Annotated in this window: 18 protein-coding genes and 1 pseudogene; 8 read left to right on the top strand and 11 right to left on the bottom strand. The window is 66.3% G+C overall.

The window, feature by feature from the left end; genetic code table 11:
- Positions 1 to 16: 16 nt before the first annotated feature.
- From otnI to HWX36_RS22055, 7 genes are all read right to left on the bottom strand, one after another.
- Positions 17 to 793, bottom strand: a complete 777-nt coding sequence (gene otnI / locus HWX36_RS22085) for a 2-oxo-tetronate isomerase (protein WP_175954702.1) — start codon at positions 791 to 793, stop codon at positions 17 to 19.
- An 84-nt stretch (positions 794 to 877) separates the two neighbouring features.
- On the bottom strand, positions 878 to 2,203 hold the full coding sequence (locus HWX36_RS22080) for an MFS transporter (RefSeq protein ID WP_175954701.1): 1,326 nt from the start codon (positions 2,201 to 2,203) through the stop codon (positions 878 to 880).
- Positions 2,204 to 2,316: 113 nt separating this feature from the next.
- A complete protein-coding gene (locus tag HWX36_RS22075) occupies positions 2,317 to 2,955 on the bottom strand; it encodes an aldolase (RefSeq protein ID WP_175954924.1) in 639 nt (212 codons plus the stop codon).
- Positions 2,955 to 4,250 carry a 3-oxo-tetronate kinase gene (gene otnK / locus HWX36_RS22070; protein ID WP_175954699.1) on the bottom strand — a complete coding sequence of 432 codons (1,296 nt, stop codon included), beginning with the start codon at positions 4,248 to 4,250 and terminating at the stop codon, positions 2,955 to 2,957. The genes HWX36_RS22075 and otnK overlap by 1 nt, the downstream gene beginning before the upstream one ends.
- 19 nt (positions 4,251 to 4,269) lie before the next feature.
- Positions 4,270 to 5,160: an L-threonate dehydrogenase gene (gene ltnD / locus HWX36_RS22065; protein WP_175954697.1), complete on the bottom strand. Its 891-nt coding sequence runs from the start codon at positions 5,158 to 5,160 to the stop codon at positions 4,270 to 4,272.
- Positions 5,161 to 5,221: 61 nt separating this feature from the next.
- Positions 5,222 to 5,926: a FadR/GntR family transcriptional regulator gene (locus HWX36_RS22060; protein ID WP_175954695.1), complete on the bottom strand. Its 705-nt coding sequence runs from the start codon at positions 5,924 to 5,926 to the stop codon at positions 5,222 to 5,224.
- A 201-nt stretch (positions 5,927 to 6,127) separates the two neighbouring features.
- On the bottom strand, positions 6,128 to 7,201 hold the full coding sequence (locus HWX36_RS22055) for a GlxA family transcriptional regulator (RefSeq protein WP_175954694.1): 1,074 nt from the start codon (positions 7,199 to 7,201) through the stop codon (positions 6,128 to 6,130).
- Positions 7,202 to 7,486: 285 nt separating this feature from the next.
- Between HWX36_RS22055 and HWX36_RS22050 the strand changes: the two genes are divergently transcribed.
- From HWX36_RS22050 to HWX36_RS22020, 7 genes and pseudogenes are all read left to right on the top strand, one after another.
- Positions 7,487 to 8,872: an L-serine ammonia-lyase gene (locus HWX36_RS22050; RefSeq protein WP_175954692.1), complete on the top strand. Its 1,386-nt coding sequence runs from the start codon at positions 7,487 to 7,489 to the stop codon at positions 8,870 to 8,872.
- A gap of 16 nt (positions 8,873 to 8,888) precedes the next feature.
- Positions 8,889 to 10,133 carry a sarcosine oxidase subunit beta family protein gene (locus HWX36_RS22045; RefSeq protein ID WP_006480591.1) on the top strand — a complete coding sequence of 415 codons (1,245 nt, stop codon included), beginning with the start codon at positions 8,889 to 8,891 and terminating at the stop codon, positions 10,131 to 10,133.
- 14 nt (positions 10,134 to 10,147) lie between these two features.
- Entirely contained in the window at positions 10,148 to 10,447 is a 300-nt protein-coding gene (locus tag HWX36_RS22040; protein ID WP_069260676.1) for a sarcosine oxidase subunit delta, read from the top strand.
- A complete protein-coding gene (locus HWX36_RS22035; RefSeq protein ID WP_175954690.1) occupies positions 10,444 to 13,455 on the top strand; it encodes a sarcosine oxidase subunit alpha family protein in 3,012 nt (1,003 codons plus the stop codon). Before HWX36_RS22040 ends, HWX36_RS22035 begins: the two co-directional genes overlap by 4 nt.
- Entirely contained in the window at positions 13,445 to 14,077 is a 633-nt protein-coding gene (locus HWX36_RS22030) for a sarcosine oxidase subunit gamma (protein ID WP_175954689.1), read from the top strand. Before HWX36_RS22035 ends, HWX36_RS22030 begins: the two co-directional genes overlap by 11 nt.
- The gene (locus tag HWX36_RS22025; RefSeq protein WP_175954687.1) at positions 14,074 to 14,514 is read left to right on the top strand and encodes a dihydroneopterin aldolase; all 441 of its coding nucleotides are present in this window, start codon (positions 14,074 to 14,076) and stop codon (positions 14,512 to 14,514) included. The genes HWX36_RS22030 and HWX36_RS22025 overlap by 4 nt, the downstream gene beginning before the upstream one ends.
- Positions 14,515 to 14,711: 197 nt before the next feature.
- Positions 14,712 to 15,033: pseudogene (locus HWX36_RS22020) on the top strand (helix-turn-helix transcriptional regulator).
- 132 nt (positions 15,034 to 15,165) lie between these two features.
- On the opposite strand, the gene HWX36_RS22015 reads toward HWX36_RS22020, so the two are convergent.
- Positions 15,166 to 16,239 carry an alkene reductase gene (locus tag HWX36_RS22015; protein ID WP_175954685.1) on the bottom strand — a complete coding sequence of 358 codons (1,074 nt, stop codon included), beginning with the start codon at positions 16,237 to 16,239 and terminating at the stop codon, positions 15,166 to 15,168.
- Positions 16,240 to 16,410: 171 nt separating this feature from the next.
- Here HWX36_RS22015 and HWX36_RS22010 point away from each other — a divergent pair, with 171 nt between their 5' ends.
- Positions 16,411 to 17,286 (top strand): LysR family transcriptional regulator, encoded by an 876-nt coding sequence (locus HWX36_RS22010; RefSeq protein WP_175954683.1) that lies wholly within the window; start codon positions 16,411 to 16,413, stop codon positions 17,284 to 17,286.
- 162 nt (positions 17,287 to 17,448) lie between these two features.
- Here HWX36_RS22010 and HWX36_RS22005 read toward each other — a convergent pair whose 3' ends face one another.
- The 3 genes from HWX36_RS22005 to HWX36_RS21995 all read right to left on the bottom strand — a co-directional run bounded on the left by HWX36_RS22005 (position 17,449) and on the right by HWX36_RS21995 (position 20,428).
- Positions 17,449 to 18,240: a response regulator transcription factor gene (locus HWX36_RS22005; RefSeq protein WP_175954682.1), complete on the bottom strand. Its 792-nt coding sequence runs from the start codon at positions 18,238 to 18,240 to the stop codon at positions 17,449 to 17,451.
- A gap of 396 nt (positions 18,241 to 18,636) precedes the next feature.
- Positions 18,637 to 19,359: an alpha/beta hydrolase gene (locus HWX36_RS22000; RefSeq protein WP_208457813.1), complete on the bottom strand. Its 723-nt coding sequence runs from the start codon at positions 19,357 to 19,359 to the stop codon at positions 18,637 to 18,639.
- Between the two features lie 145 nt (positions 19,360 to 19,504).
- A complete protein-coding gene (locus tag HWX36_RS21995) occupies positions 19,505 to 20,428 on the bottom strand; it encodes a LysR family transcriptional regulator (protein ID WP_175954680.1) in 924 nt (307 codons plus the stop codon).
- Position 20,429: the final 1 nt, after the last annotated feature.

The following is a 20,429-nucleotide window of genomic DNA, read 5'->3' as shown; positions in this document are numbered from 1 at the left end:
CGTGGGAATGCAGGAATCACAGGTACGGCTTGAGCCAGCCGAGGCCGGCCGACGTGCCGGCCTTCGGGCGGTATTCGCAGCCGATCCAGCCGTCGTAGCCGAGCGCGTCGATCAGCTCGAACAGGTACGGGTAGTTGAGTTCGCCGATATCCGGCTCGTGGCGCTCGGGCACGCCCGCGATCTGGATGTGGCCGATGCCCGCGAAATCGCGCCTGAGCTTCATCGCCAGATCGCCTTCGACGATCTGGCAGTGGTAACAGTCGAACTGGACCTTCAGGTTCGGCGCGCCGACTTCCGCGCAGATCGCCTGTGCGTCATCCTGGCGGCTCAGGAAATAGCCCGGCATGTCGCGCTGGTTGATCGGCTCGATCAGGATCGTGACGCCGCGTGCGGCGGCGGCCTGCGCCGCATGCCGCAGGTTCGCCAGGTAGGTGTCGCGATGGCGTGCACGGTCGGCGCCCGGCGGCGCCATGCCGGCCATCACGTGCAGCTTCTTGTTGCCGAGCACGCGCGCATAGTCGAGCGCCTGGTCGATACCGCGCCGGAACTCGTCCTCGCGGCCCGGTAGCGACGCGATGCCGCGTTCGCCCGCGGCCCAGTCGCCCGGCGGCGCGTTGAACAGCGCCTGTTCGAGGTTGTGCGTGTCGAGGCGCGCGCGAATATCCTCGGCGGCGAAGTCGTACGGGAACAGGTACTCGACGGCCTTGAAACCGTCGTAGGCGGCAGCGGCGAAGCGTTCGAGGAACGCGTGCTCGGTGTACATCATCGAGAGGTTGGCGGCGAAGCGTGGCATGGCAGCGGGTCCTGTGAATGAATGGGGCGGGGCGCACGGCGCCCCGCGTCGAATGGCGGCTCAGCGGCTCAGCGGCTCAGCGAATCAGCGGTTCACGAGTTTCGCGGGCGTGAGCCACACGGCGATCGCGCCGATCACGAGCATCGCGGCGAGCACGTACATGCCGGACGCCGTGCTGTGCGTGACGTCCTTCAGGTAGCCGATCACGTACGGGCTCGCGAAACCGGCGAGGTTGCCGACCGAGTTGATGATCGCGATCCCGGCCGCGGCCGCGGAGCCCGCGAGGAACGCGGTCGGCAGCGACCAGAACAGCGGTGCGCAGGTCAGCACGCCGCCGGCCGCGAGCGACAGGAACACGATCGACACCGCCGTATTGTGCGAGTACGACGCGGCGACCGCAAACCCGAGCGCGCCCATCAGCGCTGGCACGATCAGATGCCAGCGGCGTTCGCGGCGCTTGTCCGAGCTGTGGCCGAACAGGTTCATCACGACGATCGCGACGAGGAACGGAATCGCCGACAGCAGGCCGATCTGCAGCGTATCGGTGATGCCGGTCGATTTGACGAGCGTCGGCATCCAGAACGTGAGGCCGTACTGGCCCGTGACGAACGCAAAGTAGATCAGCGACATCCACCACATGCGCGGATCCGAGAACACGGCCTTCAGCGAATGGCCGTGCTGCTGCCGTTCCTGCGGCTGCGCGGCGATCTCGTCTTCCAGCAGCTGCTTCTCGCGCTCGTCGAGCCACTTCGCGCCGCGGATGCCGTTGTCGAGATACAGGATCGTCGCGATGCCGACGAGCACGGCCGGCACGGCTTCGATCATGAACATCCATTGCCACCCGTGAAAGCCCGAGCCGCCGTGGAAGCGCTCCATGATCCAGCCCGACAGCGGGTTGCCGAAGATGCCCGACACGGGAATCGCGGACATGAACACCGCGATGATCTTCGCGCGGCGATGCGACGGGAACCAGTAGGTGAGGTACAGGATCACGCCGGGATAGAAGCCGGCTTCCGCGAGGCCGAGCAGGAAGCGCAGCACGTAGAACTGCGTCGGCGTCTGCACGAAGGCGAACAGCGCGGACAGCAGGCCCCACGTGATCATGATCCGCGCGATCCAGATGCGCGCGCCGATGCGGTGCATCAGCAGGTTGCTTGGCAGTTCGAACAGAAAATAGCCCAGAAAGAAAATGCCGGCGCCGAGCCCGAACACGGTTTCGCTGAACGCGAGATCCTGCGACATCTGCAGCTTCGCGAAGCCGACGTTCACGCGGTCGAGATATGCGACCACGTAGCAGAGCATCAGGAACGGCACGATGCGCCAGAACACTTTCCGGTAGGTGCGGTCGAGTTCCGCGGCATGGGCGGGCGCGGCGGGCGAGCGGCCAGCGGCCGCGTCGAGAGCAGTCATCGTCGTCTCCTGTATCGTGTGCCGGCGGCGCGACCGCCGCCGGATCGTGTGTGTGTGCTGACGGAAGGCCCGCGCACACGGCGGGCAGGGGAATCGGTACGTGACGCGCCGCGTTACCAGCGTGCGCCGAAGGTCTCGCGCAGTTCGTCGAGTGCCGCGTCGGAAAGCGGCTCGGGTTTCGGGTGCGTCATCAGCCACAGCCGCGCCGTTTCCTCGAGCTCCTCGAGCGCATATGACGCGTGCGACACCGACGGCCCCCACATCACCGGGCCGAGGCGGTCGAGCAGCACGCCGCGCACCTGGCCGGCGAGCGCCGCGACTTCGGCCGCGACGGCAGGATCGCCGGGGCGGCGGTAACGGATCAACGGAATGTGGCCGACCTTCATCACGTAGTACGGCGTGATCGGCGGCAGCACGTCGGTGTCGCGCCACACGCCCGCGAGCGTCAGCGCGACGAGGTGCGTCGAATGCGTGTGGACGACGCCGTTCGCTTCCGCGTTGCGCGCGTAGATGCCGCGATGCAGCGCGAGCGTCTTCGACGGCTTGCCGCCCGATACGGGCTGGCCGTCGAGGCCCACTTTCGCGATGTCGTTCGGGTCGAGCCGGCCGAGGCACGCATCGGTCGGCGTGATCAGCCAGCCGTCGGGCAGGCGCGCGCTGATGTTGCCGGCGCTGCCGACCGCGTGGCCGCGTGCGTACAGGCTTGCGCCGACGACGCAGATCTCTTCGCGCAGTTTCGCTTCATCGCTCATCATGCGGCTCCGTCAAGCGCGCGCAGCGCCTTGTCGAAAAAGTCCGTGGCGCCGAAGTTGCCGGACTTCAGCGCGAGGCCAAGCGGCTGCGCGTCGATGGTGGCCGTCGCCGGCACGCCCGGATCGATCTGCGCGCCGATCTGCAGCGACTTCACGCCGAGCGCCTGCACGACCGCGCCGGACGTTTCGCCACCGGCGACGACGAACTTGCGCACGCCGAGATCACGCAGGCCGCGCGCGATCGCCGCGAGCGTGGCTTCGACGAGCTGGCCGGCCGCGTCGACGCCGAGCGCCTGCTGCACGGCCTTCACTTCGTCGGGCGTCGCGGTCGCGTAGATCAGCACCGGCTGTGGCAGGTGTGCACGCGCGAAGGCGAGCGCTTCTTCGACGACAGGCTCGCCGCGCGAAGCCGCGAGCGGATCGACGCGGAAGCTCGGCCGCGTCGCGCGCCACGCGGCGACCTGCGCGTTGGTTGCTTTCGATGCACTGCCGGCGAGCACGGCCGACAGCCCGTCGATGCGCGGCAGCGACGCCGCGTTGTCGCGCTCGGGCAGTTGCTCCGCGCGACGAAAATTCGCGGGCAGGCCGAGCGCGATGCCCGAGCCGCCGGTAACGAGCGGCAGGCCCGCGCATGCTTCGCCGAGCACGTACAGGTCGCGGTCGGACAGCGCATCGGCGATTGCGAAGCGCACGCCTTCCGCGCGCAGTTGCTCGATCCGCGTGCGCACGGCGGCCGCGCCCAGCGCGATCGTGTCGTAGCGGATCAGGCCGACCGGCGAGTTCGTCTGCCGCCGCAGCACGCGCACGAGGTTCGCGTCCTTCATCGGCGTGAGCGGATGGTTCTCCATCCCCGATTCGTTCAGCAGCGCGTCGCCGACGAACAGGTGGCCGCGATAGATCGTGCGGCCGTTCTCGGGGAACGCCGGGCATGCGATCGTGAAGCCGCCGCCGGCCGCATCGAGCAGCGCATCGGCGACGGGCCCGATGTTGCCCGCGTCGGTCGAATCGAAGGTCGAGCAGTACTTGAAGAAGAACTGCCGGCAGCCTTGTGTGCGCAGCCATGCGTACGCGGCGAGCGATTGCGCGACGGCGTCGGCCGCGGGGATCGTGCGCGACTTCAGGGCGACGACGATCGCATCGGCGTCGAGCGTGGTGTCTGCGGTGCCGTCGGCAGGCACGCCGATCGTCTGCACGGTGCGCATGCCGCTCTTGACGAGCATGTTCGCGAGATCGGTTGCGCCGGTGAAATCGTCGGCGATGCAGCCGAGCAGGGGACGGGAAGCGGAAGCAGTCATGGCAGGGGCGTCGTACGAATCAGCGGGCGGGCGGCAGCGTGATGCCGGGGAACGTCTTGATCACGGCGGCATCGTCCTCGCCGCCGTGGCCGGCGCTCGACGCGCTCATGAACATCTGGTGCGCGGTGGCCGACAGCGGCAGCGGGAACTTGCTGCGGCGCGCGGTATCGAGCACGAGGCCGAGATCCTTCACGAAGATGTCGACCGCCGACAGCGGCGTGTAGTCGCCGTTCAGGATGTGCGGCACGCGATTCTCGAACATCCATGAATTGCCGGCGCTGTGCGTGATCACGTCGTACAGCGCGTCGGCATCGACACCTTCGCGCAGGCCGAGCGCCATCGCCTCGGCCGCTGCCGCGATGTGCACGCCGGCCAGCAACTGGTTGATGATCTTCACTTTCGAGCCGATGCCGTGCGCGTCGCCGAGGCGGTAGACCTTGCCGGCGATCGCCGCGAGCACGTCCTCGCAGCCCGCGTACGCGGCGGCCGGGCCCGACGTCATCATCGTCATCTCGCCGGAGGCCGCGCGCGCCGCGCCGCCCGACACGGGTGCATCGAGCATCTGCAGGCCGGCGGCCTCGATGCGCGCGCCGAGCGCGACCGCGAATTCGGGCGCGACGGTCGCGCTCGCGATCACGACGCTGCCGGGCTTCATCGCCGCGACCGCGCCGTGCTCGCCGAACAGCACCGTTTCGGTCTGCGCGGCATTGACGACGAGCGTGACGACGACATCGCACTGCGCGCCGAGTTCGGCTGGCGTCGCGCAGGCGATGCCGCCTTCGGCGGCGAACGCCTGCAGCACGGTGCCGCGCACGTCGCAGGCGTGCACGCGCAGGCCGGCGCGCAGCAGCGAGCGGGCGACGCCGAGGCCCATCGCGCCGAGGCCGATGACTCCAACATTTCGTGACATGGTCAACCTTGATCGATTCGGGAGAGGTTCGGGACAACGACCGCGGCAGGCGCCGCCGGCTTCAGCAGATGCCGGCTTCCGCGAGACGGCGGGCGGCGTTGTACATGTGCGTGCGCGCCGCGTTGCGTGCGGCCATCGGGTCGCGCGCGCGGATCGCGTCGGCGATCGCCGCATGCTCCTCGCGTACCTGGCGCGAGAAATCCTCGCGCGTCGCTTCGTTGCGCCGCGTGACCTTCACGCCGGCTTCGAGGTACTGGTTCAGGAACTGCAGCGTCTTCAGGAAATACGGGTTGCCGGTGACGGCCGCGATCGTGCGGTGGAACGCGACGTCTTCCGCGACGCCGTCGCGCCCTTCGGCCACCGCATCGTCGATCTTGCGCAGCGCATCGTCGATGTCGGCCATGTCTTCATCGGTGTGATTCAACGCGGCTTCGGCCGCGACCTCGGCCTCGATCGCGCGGCGCACCGCGAGCAGGTGCGGCAGCGAGGTGGCTTCGACTGCCTCCGCGTAGTCGATCCGCAGCGGCCGGATCGCGCCGTGCTGGTTCACGAACACGCCGCTGCCCTGGCGCGGCTCGACCACGCCTTCGTTCTTCAGCCGCGAGATCGCCTCGCGAATCACGGTGCGGCTCACGCCGAATTCCTGCGCGAGCACGGCCTCCGTCGGCAGCTTGCCGGTGGCGGAGAAACTGCCGGCTTCGATCTGCTTGAGCAGTTGCTGCGCGACATGGTCGCTCATCGCACGGGCGGGAATTTTCTCGAACATGGTGCTCTGGTTTGTCAGGTTATGTGGTCATCATACAAATTTGGACGCAACGCAGCATCCGGGATAACCCTCGATCAATGTCGTTCAACGTCGGTCAAGTTGACTGAAACCGGTTCCAATCGGGTTGAAACCGCCGTGAACGGGTGTCGCTTTGCAGTTTGTCGGCTGGCTTGGACAGTGAAGTGCAGGTGCCTTCGGCCGTCAATCGGCGATGTCCTCGACGGGGTCGACCGCCGCATCCGGCGCCCCGGCGGCCTCCGCCACCTCACCCCCACGTTCCCGATAAGTCGCCGGCGGCACGCCGAACTGCTTGCGGAACTCGCGCCCGAGGTGCGACGCATCGGCGAATCCGCAGCTCGACGCGATATCGGCCACCGTGCGGTCCGAACTCGTCAGCAGCCACGCGGCGGTGCGCAGCCGCACCTGCTTCGCGAACACCTGCGGGCTCTTGCCCGTCTCGGCCTTGAACAGCCGCTCGAGCTGCCGTGTCGACAAATCGAGCTTGCTCGCGAGCTCGTCGAGCGACAGCGCACGCCCGACATGCTGTTCCATCAGGAGAATCGCGCGCTTGACCTTCGGGTGCGTCGCGGGTTCGAGCCCCGGCGGATGCGGCTGCGGCGCGTTGCCCTTCTGCATCTCGCCCACCAGCAGGATGCGCAGCGCCTTCTGCACGGTTGCATGATCGAAATGGCGCAGCAGGATCGCGGCGGCGACGTCGATCGACGCGCGGCCGCCCGAACAGGTGATGCGGCGGCGGTCGATCACGAACAGCCGGTCGGCGATCAGGAGGTCGGGATCGGCGTTCGGAAAGCGTTCGATGAAATCCCAATAGTGGAACCAGCTCACGCAGGTGCGGTAGCCGTCGAGCACGCCGGCGCGCATCAGCGTAAACACGCCGGTGCAGATCCCGACGACCGTCGCGCCGCCCGTCGCCGTGCGGCGGATGAAGTCGAGCGTTTCGGGGCCGGCTTGCGGCCCCGAATGCAGCAGCCCGCCGACCACCACCACGTAGTCGAACGGTTCGGCCGCGTCGAACGTCTCCCACGGCGTGATCTGGATCCCGCAACTCGCGCGCACCGGCGCGAGGGTCTCGCCGATCACGCTCCACGCGCAGCGCACGGGCTTGCTGTAGTCGCCGTCGTCGGCCGACAGCCGCAGCATGTCGACGAAGCCCGAGAAGGCCGTCAGCGTGAAGTTCGGCAGCAGCACGATGCCGAAGCGGATGCGCCGCGGCGCGGGTTCCGCGAGGGGGGAAGCGGGTACGTCGGGTGTCATCGCGGCCAATCTCGTCACGCCGGGCAGGCGGTCTCACTCGTTTCACTCGGGTTGCGGGTACGGCTGCCGGGGCGGCGCGGATGTAGCCAGCGTCGCCGATCGGCTTCGGCCGGACTTGTGGTTTTCCGTCGCGAACCATCGCCAAAACGCACTTTCGGGGCCGCCGAAGCGGCGCTTGGCGGCGGTATCCCACGCCGATGCCGTTTTTGTTCTATCGGCCGATTTTACGCTTTGATGTACTGGCGCCAACGTCATTTCACGTGTGTCCCACCCAGAGGAAGCCAGATGAACGTCAGCGCGTTCGACCTGTTCAAGATCGGCATCGGCCCGTCCAGTTCGCATACGGTCGGCCCGATGATCGCCGCGTGTCGCTTCGCGTCGCACGTGGAGGACGCGAACCTGCTCGGCTTCGTGCGCCGCGTGCGCGTCGAGCTGTACGGCTCGCTCGGCGCGACCGGCAAGGGCCACGGCACCGACAAGGCCGTGCTGCTCGGTCTCGAGGGCCACCTGCCCGACACGATCGATCCGGACCTGATCGAGCCGCGGCTCGCCGCGATCCGCGCGGAGAAATCGCTGTCGCTGCTCGGCAAGCAGACCGTCCGCTTCGAGGAAAAGGAGCACATCGGCTTCTATCGCAAGCTGATGAGCGGCACGAGCATCGTGCACCCGAACGGCATGCGTTTCCAGGCTTTCGACGAGCACGGCCAGTTGCTCGTCGAGAAAGAGTATTACTCGGTCGGCGGCGGCTTCGTCGTGAACCGCGACGGCGATCGCGTGAACGGCGTGCGCGCGGCGGTCGAGGTGCCGTACCCGTTCCGTACCGGCGACGACCTGATGCGCCAGTGCCGCGAACACGGGCTGTCGATCGCCGAGCTGATGATGCGCAACGAATCCGCACTGCGTCCCGCCGACGAAGTGCGCGCCGGGCTGCTTGCGATCTGGCGCACGATGGCCGCATGCGTCGAGCGCGGCTGCAAGGTCGAGGGCGACCTGCCGGGCCCGATGCGCGTGAAGCGCCGCGCGGCCGAGCTGAATGCCCGCCTGCGCGCGCGCTCGGAAGAGTCGCTGCGCGACCCGCTGTCGATGCTCGACTGGGTCAACCTGTACGCGATGGCCGTCAACGAGGAGAACGCGGCGGGCGGCCGTGTCGTCACCGCGCCGACCAACGGCGCGGCCGGCGTGATTCCCGCGGTGCTGCACTACTACGTGAAGTTCGTACCGGGCTCGAACGAAGCCGGCATCGTCGAATTCCTGATGACGGCCGCGGCGATCGGGATCATCTACAAGGAAACCGCGTCGATCTCCGGTGCGGAAGTCGGTTGCCAGGGCGAAGTGGGTGTCGCGTGCTCGATGGCCGCCGCCGCGCTCGCCGCGGTGATGGGCGGCACGCCCGACCAGGTCGAGAACGCGGCCGAGATCGGCATGGAGCACAACCTCGGGATGACCTGCGACCCGGTCGGCGGGCTCGTGCAGATCCCGTGCATCGAGCGCAACGCGATGGGCGCGATCAAGGCGCTGAACGCATCGCGCATGGCGCTCAAGGGCAACGGCCAGCACTACGTGTCGCTCGATTCGGTCATCAAGACGATGCGCGAGACGGGCGCGGACATGAAGACGAAATACAAGGAAACGTCGCGCGGCGGACTGGCCGTGAACGTCATCGAATGCTAAACGAAGGATCACCAACATGAGCCGCTACTCGATATTCAGCCTGTTCCGCAACGGCCTCTCGTATCACGAGAACTGGGAAAAGCAGTGGAAGAGCCCGGAACCGAAGAAGGAATACGACGTCGTGATCGTCGGCGGCGGCGGCCACGGCCTCGCGACCGCGTACTACCTCGCGAAGGAGCACGGGATCACGAACGTCGCGATCCTCGAGAAGGGCTGGATCGGCGGCGGCAACACCGCGCGCAACACGACGATCGTGCGCTCGAACTATCTGTGGGACGAATCGGCCGCGCTGTACGAGAAGGCGATGAAGCTGTGGGAAGGGCTGTCGCAGGACCTGAACTACAACGTGATGTTCAGCCAGCGCGGCGTGATGAACCTGGCCCACACGCTTCAGGACGTGCGTGACACCGAGCGCCGCGTGAACGCGAACCGGCTCAACGGCGTCGACGCCGAATTCCTGACGCCCGCGCAGATCAAGGAAATCGAGCCGACCATCAACCTGAACAGCCGCTACCCGGTGCTCGGCGCATCGATCCAGCGTCGCGCGGGGGTGGCGCGTCACGACGCGGTGGCCTGGGGCTTCGCGCGCGGCGCGGACCGCGCGGGTGTCGACATCATCCAGAACTGCCAGGTCACGGGCATTCGCCGCGAAGGCGGCGCGGTGGTCGGCGTCGATACGGTGAAGGGTTTCATCAAGGCGAAGAAGGTCGCGGTAGTGGCGGCCGGCAACACGACGACGCTCGCCGACATGGCCGGCGTGCGCCTGCCGATCGAAAGCCACCCGCTGCAGGCGCTGGTGTCCGAGCCGATCAAGCCGGTGGTCAACTCGGTGATCATGTCGAACGCGGTGCACGCGTACATCAGCCAGTCCGACAAGGGCGACCTCGTGATCGGCGCAGGCATCGACCAGTACACGGGCTTCGGCCAGCGCGGCAGCTTCCACATCATCGAAAGCACGCTGCAGGCGATCGTCGAGATGTTCCCGGTGTTCTCGCGCGTGCGGATGAACCGCCAGTGGGGCGGCATCGTCGACGTGTCGCCGGACGCGTGCCCGATCATCACCAAGACCGATGTGAAGGGCCTCTACTTCAACTGCGGCTGGGGCACCGGTGGCTTCAAGGCGACGCCCGGCTCGGGCTGGGTGTTCGCGCACACGATCGCCCGCGACGAACCGCATCCGCTGAACGCGCCGTTCGCGCTCGACCGTTTCTACACGGGCCACCTGATCGACGAGCACGGCGCTGCCGCCGTCGCGCACTGAACGAGGAGAAAAACATGTTGCTGATCGAATGTCCGTGGTGCGGGCCGCGCGCCGAATCCGAGTTCTCGTGCGGCGGTGAAGCCGACATCGTGCGCCCGGTGAACAACGAGAACATGACCGACCGCGAATGGGGCGAGTACGTGTTCATGCGCGAGAACAAGCGCGGGCTGCACAAGGAGCAATGGCTGCATGCGCAGGGCTGCCGCCGCTGGTTCAAGGCCACGCGCGACACGGTGACCTACGATATCAAGGGCTACGAAAAGTTCGGCGGTGAAGCTGCCGCCAACGCACACGAAGAGGGCACGAGCAAATGAGCCAGAAAGACCGCCTCGGCACCGGTGGCCGCATCAATCGCGCGATCCCGTTGACGTTCACGTTCAACGGCCGCACGTATCAGGGCTTCCAGGGCGACACGCTCGCGTCCGCGCTGCTCGCGAACGGCGTGCACTTCGTCGCGCGCAGTTTCAAGTACCACCGTCCGCGCGGGATCGTGACGGCCGACGTCGCGGAACCGAACGCCGTCGTGCAGCTCGAATCGGGCCCGTACACGGTGCCGAACGCACGCGCGACCGAGATCGAGCTGTACCAGGGGCTCGTCGCGTCCAGCGTGAACGCCGAGCCGACGCTCGAGAACGACAAGTACGCGATCAACCAGAAGCTCTCGCGCTTCCTGCCGGCCGGCTTCTACTACAAGACGTTCATGTGGCCGCGCAAGATGTGGCCGAAGTACGAAGAGAAGATCCGCGAAGCCGCCGGCCTCGGCAAGGCGCCGGAAGCGCTCGACGCCGATCGCTACGACAAGTGCTACGCGCACTGCGACGTGCTCGTGGTCGGCGGTGGCCCGTCGGGCCTCGCGGCCGCGCATGCGGCGGCCACGGCCGGCGCGCGCGTGATTCTCGTCGACGACCAGCGCGAGCTCGGCGGCAGCCTGCTGTCGTGCCGTGCGGAGATCGACGCGAAGCCCGCGCTGCAGTGGGTCGAGAAGATCGAGGCCGAGCTGCGCAAGCTGCCCGACGTGACGATCCTGTCGCGCAGCACCGCGTTCGGCTACCAGGACCACAACCTCGTGACGGTCACGCAGCGTTTGACCGATCATCTGCCGGTGTCGATGCGCAAGGGCACGCGCGAGCTGCTGTGGAAGGTCCGCGCGAAGCGCGTGATCCTCGCGACCGGCGCGCACGAGCGTCCGATCGTGTTCGGCAACAACGACCTGCCCGGCGTGATGCTCGCCGGCGCGGTGTCCACCTACGTGCATCGCTTCGGCGTGCTGCCGGGCCGCAACGCGGTCGTGTTCACGAACAACGATCGCGCCTACCAGGCCGCGCTCGACCTGAAGGCGTGCGGCGCGAAGGTGACGGTCGTCGATTCGCGCGCATCGTCGAACGGCGCGCTGCCGGCCGCCGCGAAGCGGCAGGGCGTGACGGTGATGAGCGGCGCGGTCGTGACGAGCGCATCGGGCAAGTGGCGCGTCTCGTCGGTCGACGTCGCGTCGCTCTCGAACGGCCAGGTGGGCGGCAAGCTGCAGACGCTGCCGTGCGACCTCGTCGCGATGTCGGGCGGCTTCAGCCCGGTGCTGCACCTGTTCGCGCAATCGGGCGGCAAGGCCTGCTGGAGCGACGAGAAGGCGTGCTTCCTGCCGGGCAAGCCCGTGCAGGCGGAGGCGAGCATCGGCGCGGCGGCCGGCGAATTCGGCCTGGCGCGTGCGCTGCGGCTCGCGGTCGATGCGGGCGTGGAAGCCGCGAAGGCGGCAGGCTTTACGGCTGCGCAGCGCGCGGTCGCGCCGCAGGTCGCGGAAACGGTCGAGGGCGCACTGCAGCCGCTGTGGCTCGTCGGCAGCCGCGAAGCCGCGGCGCGCGGCCCGAAGCAGTTCGTCGACTTCCAGAACGACGTGTCGGCCGCCGACATCCTGCTGGCCGCGCGCGAAGGCTTCGAGTCGGTCGAGCACGTGAAGCGCTACACGGCGATGGGCTTCGGCACCGACCAGGGCAAGCTCGGCAACATCAACGGGATGGCGATCCTCGCGGGGGCGCTCGGCAAGACGATTCCGGAAACGGGCACGACGACGTTCCGCCCGAACTACACGCCGGTGTCGTTCGGCACGTTCGCGGGCCGCGAGCTCGGCGATTTCCTCGATCCGATCCGCAAGACCTGCGTGCACGAGTGGCACGTCGAGCACGGCGCGCTGTTCGAGGACGTCGGCAACTGGAAGCGGCCGTGGTACTTCCCGAAGAACGGCGAGGATCTCCATGCGGCCGTGAAGCGCGAATGCCTCGCGGTGCGCAACAGCGTCGGCATCCTCGACGCGTCGACGCTCGGCAAGATCGACATCCAGGGCCCGGACGCAGTGAAGCTGCTGAACTGGATGTACACGAACCCGTGGAACAAGCTCGAAGTGGGCAAGTGCCGCTACGGGCTCATGCTCGACGAGAACGGGATGGTGTTCGACGACGGCGTGACGGTGCGCCTCGCCGACCAGCATTTCATGATGACGACCACGACGGGCGGCGCGGCGCGCGTGCTGACGTGGCTCGAGCGCTGGTTGCAGACCGAATGGCCCGACATGAAGGTGCGGCTGTCGTCGGTTACCGATCACTGGGCGACGTTCGCGGTGGTCGGCCCGAAGAGCCGCAAGGTCGTGCAGAAGGTGTGCCAGGACATCGACTTCGGCAACGAGGCGTTCCCGTTCATGAGCTACCGGAACGGCACCGTCGCGGGTGCGAAGGCGCGCGTGATGCGGATCAGCTTCTCGGGCGAGCTCGCCTATGAAGTGAACGTGCCGGCGAACGCGGGCCGCGCGGTATGGGAAGCGTTGATGGCGGCCGGCGCCGAGTTCGACATCACGCCGTACGGCACCGAGACGATGCACGTGCTGCGCGCGGAGAAGGGCTACATCATCGTCGGCCAGGATACCGACGGCTCGGTCACGCCGTACGACCTCGGGATGGGCGGGCTCGTCGCGAAGTCGAAGGATTTCCTCGGCAAGCGTTCGCTCGCGCGTTCGGATACCGCGAAGGAAGGCCGCAAGCAGTTCGTCGGCCTGCTGACCGAGGACGAACAGTTCGTGCTGCCGGAAGGCGCGCAGATCGTCGCGAAGGACACGCAGGTGTCGGCGGTCGATCCGACGCCGATGATCGGCCACGTGACGTCGAGCTACTACAGCCCGATCCTGAAGCGCTCGATCGCGCTCGCGGTGGTAAAGGGCGGCCTGAACAAGATGGGCGAGAGCGTCGTGATTCCGCTGGCCAACGGCAAGCGCGTCACCGCGAAGATCTCGAGCCCGGTTTTCTACGATACCGAAGGGGTGCGCCAGCATGTGGAATGAAACCAGAAACCAGACGCAGGTGGCGGGCGCGGGCGGCGTGACGCTTGAATCGCCGCTCGTCGGCGCGGCCGACGTGCTGAAGCCGCACCAGGCGCGCGCCTCGAAGAAGTTCACGCTGCGCGAGCGGCCGTTCCTCGATCTCGTCAACGTGCGCGGCGAGTTGAGCGATCCGGCGTTCGTGAGCGCGTTCGAGCGCGTGGTCGGCTGCCGGCCGCCCGCGGCGCCGAACACGGTTGCGCGCGGCGCCGAGTACGACGTGCTGTGGCTCGGCCCCGACGAGTGGCTCGTGCGCTCGCACGGGCCCGTGCCGGCCGGTGTGCTCGAAGCGAAGCTCGCGGAGGCCGTGCAGGGTTCGTATGCGGCGGCCGTCGACGTCGGTAGCGGCTATACGGTTGTCGAGATCGGCGGCGAATGCGTGCGCGACGTGCTCGCGCGCGGCTGCCCGCTCGATCTCCATCCGCGTGCGTTCAAGCCGGGCCAGTGCGCGCAGTCGCACTACTTCAAGTCGTCGATCGTGCTGATCCCGACCGGTGACGATGCGTTCGAGATCGTCCTGCGCCGCAGCTTCGCCGACTACTTCGTGCGCATCATGCTCGACGCGGCCGCGCCGCTGGCATCATGAAGCCGTTCGACGAACCGTTCGTGGCGATCGACGCGCCGCGCCTGCGCGGGCGCGGCTGGAGCGTGTTCGTCGACGAACTGAAGGTGCCCGCGCGGATCGGCATTCATGCGCACGAGCATGAAGCGCCGCAGCCGATCGTGATCGATGCAAGGCTCGGCTATCGGTGCGAGCCGAGCGAGCAGGGCGAGTGGATCGATTACGACGGCTATTGCGCGCGTGTTGCCGCGTTCCTGTCGCACAAGCCGCATACACGATTGCTCGAGACGCTGGTCGCCGATCTCGCGGTGCTGTCGTTCCGCGAGTGGCCGGCGCTCGAGTCGCTGACGCTGTCGGTGTACAAGCCGAAGATCCGGCCCGGCACCAAACGGGTCGGCGTGTCGCTCGACTGGACGCGCGGGGATTATTTGAGGTGGACGGGCGCGGCGGGGCAGTTTTGATGCGGAAGGAGGTGGGCGGCGGGGATGATGGGGCGATGGAGGTCGGCCGGGTGGGTACGTGCTCACGAGTTCGCATAGTTCCTGAAATATGCGAATAATTGATCGTTTCCGGCGTTCTAACCGATAATTCCGATATTTACGTAACAATGCCGCCGGCGCGCAGTCGGCGGCGCTTTTGTTCCTGGTATCCCGGAATTATGGCTCGTACATTGCCGCGCCCGATTGCATCCCCCGATCCGCTTGCACCGGATCTTGCGGCGTTGGGCGCTCGTCCGCAACCGGCGGGCGCAGAACCAGATGCGGATCGATGACGCGGCCGATATGCTCGGCGTCTCCAAGGACGTGCTGTCGCGTCTCGAAAACGGCCGGGCAGTGGGCGTCGACAAACTGTTCAAGGTGCTCGACGGCCTGGGGCTTAATGTGCTCGTCGTGCCGAAACGCGAAGTGCCCGTGGCGCGCAAGGCGCTGCATGAATTGGCCGAGCCGCCCGATCCGACCGTGTCGCGAGAGGGTGCCTGATGGTTCATCGCCTGCGCATCGCGCCGATGGTGCCCAACGTGAACACCGCGCTGCTTTGACGTCGAGCGTTCCGCGGGCGATCGCCGCGGCACCCGTTCCAGCGTGTCGCAGCGATCGCCCCGATCGGTCGCGTCAAGCCGCAGCCGCCCCATCCAGCGCCGGATAATCCACATACCCGCGCGCATCGCCGCCGAAGAACGTCTCGTGCCGCGCATCGTTCATCGGCGCGCCCGTCTTCAGCCGCGTCACGAAATCCGGATTCGCCAGCACCATCTGCCCGTACGCTTCGAGATCGGCGAGCCCCGTCTTCAAGTCCGCGCCGATCGCGTCGCGCGCGCGGCCCGGTCGGTTCAGGATCAGCATGCCGTTCCAGCGCGCGCGGAGGTCGGCCAGCAGCGCTTCATTGCCATGATGCATCACGTGCAGGTAAGCGAGGCCGAGACGGTCGAGTTCGGTCACCAGATAGCGGTTCAGGTCCGGCCCTTGCTCGCCTTCGTCCACGCCGCCGAGCGTGGCGCCGGGCGACAGGCGGATCGCGGTGCGGTCGGCGCCGATCTCGTCGGCGATCGCCGTCGCGACCTCGATCGCGAAGCGGGCGCGGTTCTCGGTCGAGCCGCCATACGCGTCGGTGCGCGTGTTCGCATTCGGCGAGAAGAACTGCTGGACGAGATACCCGTTCGCACCGTGGATCTCGACGCCGTCGGCGCCGGCCTCGATCGCGCGGCGCGCCGCGGTGCGGAAGTCGTCGACGGTCGCGCGCACTTCCTCGGTCGTCAACGCGCGCGGCACCGGGATGTCCTGCATCCCCTTGAGCGTGAACATCTGCGCGCCCGGTGCGATCGCCGACGGCGCGACACCCTGCCGGTGATGCGGCGTATTGTCCGGATGGGACATGCGCCCGACGTGCATCAGCTGGATGAACAGCCGGCTGCCGCGCGCATGCACGGCGTCGCTGATGGTCTTCCAGCCGGCGACGTGCGCGTCGGTATAGATGCCGGGCGTGGTGAGATAGCCCTGCCCGTCGTCGGAAGGCTGCGTGCCTTCGGTGACGATCAGGCCCAGGCTCGCGCGCTGCGCGTAGTATTCGGCGGCCCATTGGCCGGGCGTGCCGTCGACGGCCGCGCGGCTGCGCGTCATCGGCGCCATGACGAGGCGGTTTTGCAGCGTGTAGCGGCCCACGCGGGCCGGGGTGAACAGTTGGCTCATGATGCGTTGCTCCTCGAAGTTCGGGACGGCGGCACCGGGACGATGCCGGTTCAGGCTTCGGCCGCGCATCGTTGCGCGGGCCTCGCCTCCACGCAGCTATCATCCATTGCTTCCTTTTCGGGATAAAGCGGGTAATCTGGATAACATTGATCCATTGGTGGAGCAATGAGCATGGAGCTGCTGAACGACATGGCGCTGTTCGTCGAAGTCGTGAAGGCGAAGGGCTTTCGCAGCGCGGCCGAGACGCTGGGGATGCCGAACTCGACGCTGTCGCGGCGTATCGGCGCGCTGGAGAAGGCGATCGGGCTACGGCTGCTGCATCGCACGACGCGCCGGATCGAGCTGACCGAGGCCGGCCGGCTGTACTTCGAGCGCTGCACGCGCATCGTCGACGAGGCGCGACTCGCGCACGAGCAGCTCGGCGATCTGCTGGCCGAACCGACGGGCGTGCTGCGCGCATCGTTTCCGGTCGATTTCGCCGTGACCTACCTGGCGCCGCTGATCGTCGAGTTCTCGAATCGTTACCCGAAGCTGACGTTCGATTTCGAGCTGACGTCGCGGCGTGTCGATCTGGTGAGCGAACCGTTCGACGTGGCGATCCGCATGGGCGAATCCGACGATTCCCAGCTGATCGCGCGGCGGCTGGCTACGCTCGGGAACTACCTGTATGCGTCGCCCGGCTATCTCGCGCGCGAGGGCGAGCCGCACACGCCGGACGACCTGGCGCGGCACGCGTGCCTCAGCCTGGCGAAGGCCGGCACGTGGACGCTGCATGACGGCACGCGCACCGTCGCGGTACCGGTGAGCAGCCGTTTCGCGATAAACAGCGTCGGCATGCTGCGGCGCCTGGCCACGCTCGATGCGGGCATCATCGTGCTGTCGGAAGAGATCGTCGCGGATGATCTGGCCGCCGGCCGGTTGCGCCACGTGATGCCCGCATGGGAAGGCGAGCCGATTCCCGTCTATGCGATGACGGAAACGCGGCTGCTGCCCGCGAAGACGCAGCATTTCATCGAGTTTTTGCGGGAGCGTTTCGCGCGGGCGTGACGGGCGATATGCACGACATCACGAATCGCCTGCGACGCGAGTTGTCTGCCAGACCGCGAGCGTGGTGAGCGGTCGCGAGCCATCCACGCCCGCGAATACTGTCTGGAATCGAGTGATTCAAGCAGGTCGGGCGTAGAGGGATAATCGATTCCGGATCAGGCATCACGCAACACGCAACACTTCAAGCATCGACACCGAATGCGCGTCCTCCGCAATGTCGCGCTGTCCATTCTTCGTCGAACCTGTCGAAGTGGCGTCCAATGACGTTCCTGCAACTTCGTCGAGCCGATAGCCGTGCGTGTACACGGCACTCAGGCGAAGACCGTTTTCCGGACGCAGCATCAACTTTTGGCGAAGTCGATAGATATGGGTGTCGAGGCTCCTCGATGTCCCGTCGAGCGTTCTACCCCATGCGCACACTGCCAGCGTGTCCCGGGGCATCAACCTGCCAAGATTCTCGAACAAGCACCTCGCCAGCGTGAACTCTTTCGAGGTCAATTCGATCGTCTCGCCGCGAAACGAAATGCATTGTGCCGCCGGGTCCAGTACGTAAGCGCCAACCTGCGTCGAGGTCGTATGGCTCCTTTCATGACCATGTCGACGCAACAGCGCCATGACGCGCGCAGCAAGTTCAAGTTCCCGAATGGGCTTGGCAATATACGCATCAGCCCCCGCCTCGAGCGCGGCAACGACGTCCGTCTCGAGAACCCTGGCAGTCAGAAACATCACGGTAGGCTCGTCGCCGAGATTCGCGCGTATCCAGTGCAACATTTCGATACCGCTCATCGTAGGTAAATGCCAGTCAAGCACAACCAGTTCAACACGCCGGGACCGGAGAAACCGTACGGCATGCTCACCATCACGCACACGGCATATTTCTTGACGCCGATTCTTTAATGCCCTTTCGAAAACCGATGCTTGAATCGGGTCGTCCTCAATCAACAAGATGTTCATTGCGTCACCACTCGGTATTGCGCCTGCGTTTCGAATCGGTGGACATCCGGTCAAACGTCGCCGTGGGGCATGCATATGCCCGTTTGTCTGCCGATTCGCTTACCATCATTCGCAATTGATGTTCAGCGCGCCCGATACTCATGGCTTTCCGCCTTATCCTGTCCGAGCACGTACGTGCCGCGATCGAAATCAGCTCGTGTTTCGCCATTATCGGGACGGGCCATCAACCCAATCCCGCTTCCCCATCGACGAACCCGGGAATCGGACAAGCAGTCGCGATGTGTTCCCGGTACGGGTGAATTCGAATTCGCTGGTCGGCGCCTTTATCGTGGGCGCCGTTTATATTTGGATACAAGAATGAAAACACCCGGAAAACCGCCGTTATTGCGAGAGTCCTTATAGCGACACTCGATCCAGGAATTTTTTGATCTCGAGAGAGTAGGCGCCGGGATGCGAAAACCTGAACATGTGACCCGTGCGCGGCATGACGACTTCCTGTGCGTGCGTTATGCCATCCAGGAGGATCCCTGCCGCTTCTTTGCCGATCAGCTTGTCATCCGCGGGAGTCAGAATGAGCGTGGGGACGTCGATATTTTTAAGCTTGGCCGTATAGTCCGTCGTTTCGATCGACCGCATACGGTTGACGTAGGCTTTGTGTGGCGTCTCCTTGACGAAGAGGGCGCGAGTCTTTCCGGTCGACCATGCAATCTCCCCGTCCTTGTCGAACGACGAAGCCAGTTGCGCTGCGTGTAAGCGAAGGGTCGTCTGCCGGTAAAAGGGCCCGGGGAAGAATGGTGCCAGCGCTGCCAGCGTCTTGAGCAGGGGCGACGTGATCGGGCTCCTGGCAAAACCGCCGGAGAGCACCAGGCCCTTGAGGCTCTTCGGCTGTCGCATCGCAACCGCGATCGAGGAGACGGCGCCATATGAGTCGCCCACCAGCACATAGTTCTCGAGGTCCTTCGTTTGGTCGATGAGGAAGTCGGCCAACTGTTCCAGATCGCTCACGTCGTCCGGCAAACGAAGGGTGCGCATGGTGCGGTGCTGCAAGGCGGTCAACTGGTCAAGGTGCCACGGGGCGCCCGAGAAGCAGGGAATCATGACCAAGGTGGGCTCTTTCACTGGGGTACTCCTGTCGGGGTGAATGAACGATGACCCGACTTTAGGAGGACCGCGGCGTTCGATCCAATGGCATTTGCACACGATGTCGATGCACGAGATTCATGGCCTCATGGTCGCGCCAACGACGACGGGCCCCTGCCGATGCTCAGCCGGCAAGCATCATGCCGGTAATCCACTGAACGACGGGTTCGTTGGCGCGCCCTCGGGCTCGTATGACGAGCACCTCCCAGCTTGGCAACGCCAACGGGAGCTCAAAAAGGCTCAGTTGTGCCGTCTCTTGCAACCGCAGTGCGACCCGCTCGGCGACGACGGCAATCGATTCCGAAGCACCAACCATGAACGGAACCGCCAGGAAGCTGGGGCACGTGGCGCTCACCTTGCGGTTACGGCCTATGGACTCCAGCGCATCGTCGACGGCACCCCGCGCATCGCCGCGCGGCGAGACCAGGATGTGGGGTAGCCGAACGAAGTCGCCCAGATCCATGTGCAGCTTGTTACCTCGTTTGACCAGCGCCGCGTGCCCCTTGCGGGCAATGCCGATGAAGCGCTCTTTATGGACGATATGGCACTCGAAACGCTGCGGGATCTGAAAAAAGGAGCCCGCCCCCAATACGATGTCGAGCTCGCCACTGTCCAGCATGCGCAGGGCGGATTCGGCGTCGGCCGGCCTGAGCTTCAGCACCGCGCTAGGCGCGGCGGCCTGGATTTTTGCCAGAACCGGGCTGATGACCGTCAATACGGCGTGATCGGTGGCTGCTACCGAGAGCGTCCCTTGAAAGCGGCCGGGATCGAACGCGCCACGCGGACTGACGACGAGCCTCACCGACTCGAGCACCGTCGCCACTTGCGGCATCAATTCGACAGCCAGCGGCGTCGGCTCGATCCCGCGGGGGTGACGAATGAAAAGCTGATCGTCGAAAGCGGCACGCAGTCTCGACAACGCGTGGCTGGTCGCGGACTGGGACAAATGCAGTTTTGCAGCGGCTCGGCCGACGTGCCGCTCCGTCCAGAGCGCCTCCAGTACAACCAGCAGGTTGAGATCGAAACGCGTCAGATCGAGGGGCTTCATG

Source organism: Burkholderia sp. BCC0405, from assembly GCF_902833075.1.
GTDB lineage: Bacteria > Pseudomonadota > Gammaproteobacteria > Burkholderiales > Burkholderiaceae > Burkholderia.
This window is presented reverse-complemented; position numbering and strand designations above follow the sequence as displayed.

What these genes read in the sequence shown, in the direction of transcription:
- otnI (WP_175954702.1), bottom strand. Translation starts at nt 793, where the DNA reads ATGCCACGCTTCGCCGCCAACCTCTCGATGATGTACACCGAGCACGCG.
- HWX36_RS22080 (WP_175954701.1), bottom strand. Translation starts at nt 2,203, where the DNA reads ATGACTGCTCTCGACGCGGCCGCTGGCCGCTCGCCCGCCGCGCCCGCC.
- HWX36_RS22075 (WP_175954924.1), bottom strand. Translation starts at nt 2,955, where the DNA reads ATGAGCGATGAAGCGAAACTGCGCGAAGAGATCTGCGTCGTCGGCGCA.
- otnK (WP_175954699.1), bottom strand. Translation starts at nt 4,250, where the DNA reads ATGACTGCTTCCGCTTCCCGTCCCCTGCTCGGCTGCATCGCCGACGAT.
- ltnD (WP_175954697.1), bottom strand. Translation starts at nt 5,160, where the DNA reads ATGTCACGAAATGTTGGAGTCATCGGCCTCGGCGCGATGGGCCTCGGC.
- HWX36_RS22060 (WP_175954695.1), bottom strand. Translation starts at nt 5,926, where the DNA reads ATGTTCGAGAAAATTCCCGCCCGTGCGATGAGCGACCATGTCGCGCAG.
- HWX36_RS22055 (WP_175954694.1), bottom strand. Translation starts at nt 7,201, where the DNA reads ATGACACCCGACGTACCCGCTTCCCCCCTCGCGGAACCCGCGCCGCGG.
- HWX36_RS22050 (WP_175954692.1), top strand. Translation starts at nt 7,487, where the DNA reads ATGAACGTCAGCGCGTTCGACCTGTTCAAGATCGGCATCGGCCCGTCC.
- HWX36_RS22045 (WP_006480591.1), top strand. Translation starts at nt 8,889, where the DNA reads ATGAGCCGCTACTCGATATTCAGCCTGTTCCGCAACGGCCTCTCGTAT.
- HWX36_RS22040 (WP_069260676.1), top strand. Translation starts at nt 10,148, where the DNA reads ATGTTGCTGATCGAATGTCCGTGGTGCGGGCCGCGCGCCGAATCCGAG.
- HWX36_RS22035 (WP_175954690.1), top strand. Translation starts at nt 10,444, where the DNA reads ATGAGCCAGAAAGACCGCCTCGGCACCGGTGGCCGCATCAATCGCGCG.
- HWX36_RS22030 (WP_175954689.1), top strand. Translation starts at nt 13,445, where the DNA reads ATGTGGAATGAAACCAGAAACCAGACGCAGGTGGCGGGCGCGGGCGGC.
- HWX36_RS22025 (WP_175954687.1), top strand. Translation starts at nt 14,074, where the DNA reads ATGAAGCCGTTCGACGAACCGTTCGTGGCGATCGACGCGCCGCGCCTG.
- HWX36_RS22015 (WP_175954685.1), bottom strand. Translation starts at nt 16,239, where the DNA reads ATGAGCCAACTGTTCACCCCGGCCCGCGTGGGCCGCTACACGCTGCAA.
- HWX36_RS22010 (WP_175954683.1), top strand. Translation starts at nt 16,411, where the DNA reads ATGGAGCTGCTGAACGACATGGCGCTGTTCGTCGAAGTCGTGAAGGCG.
- HWX36_RS22005 (WP_175954682.1), bottom strand. Translation starts at nt 18,240, where the DNA reads ATGAACATCTTGTTGATTGAGGACGACCCGATTCAAGCATCGGTTTTC.
- HWX36_RS21995 (WP_175954680.1), bottom strand. Translation starts at nt 20,428, where the DNA reads ATGAAGCCCCTCGATCTGACGCGTTTCGATCTCAACCTGCTGGTTGTA.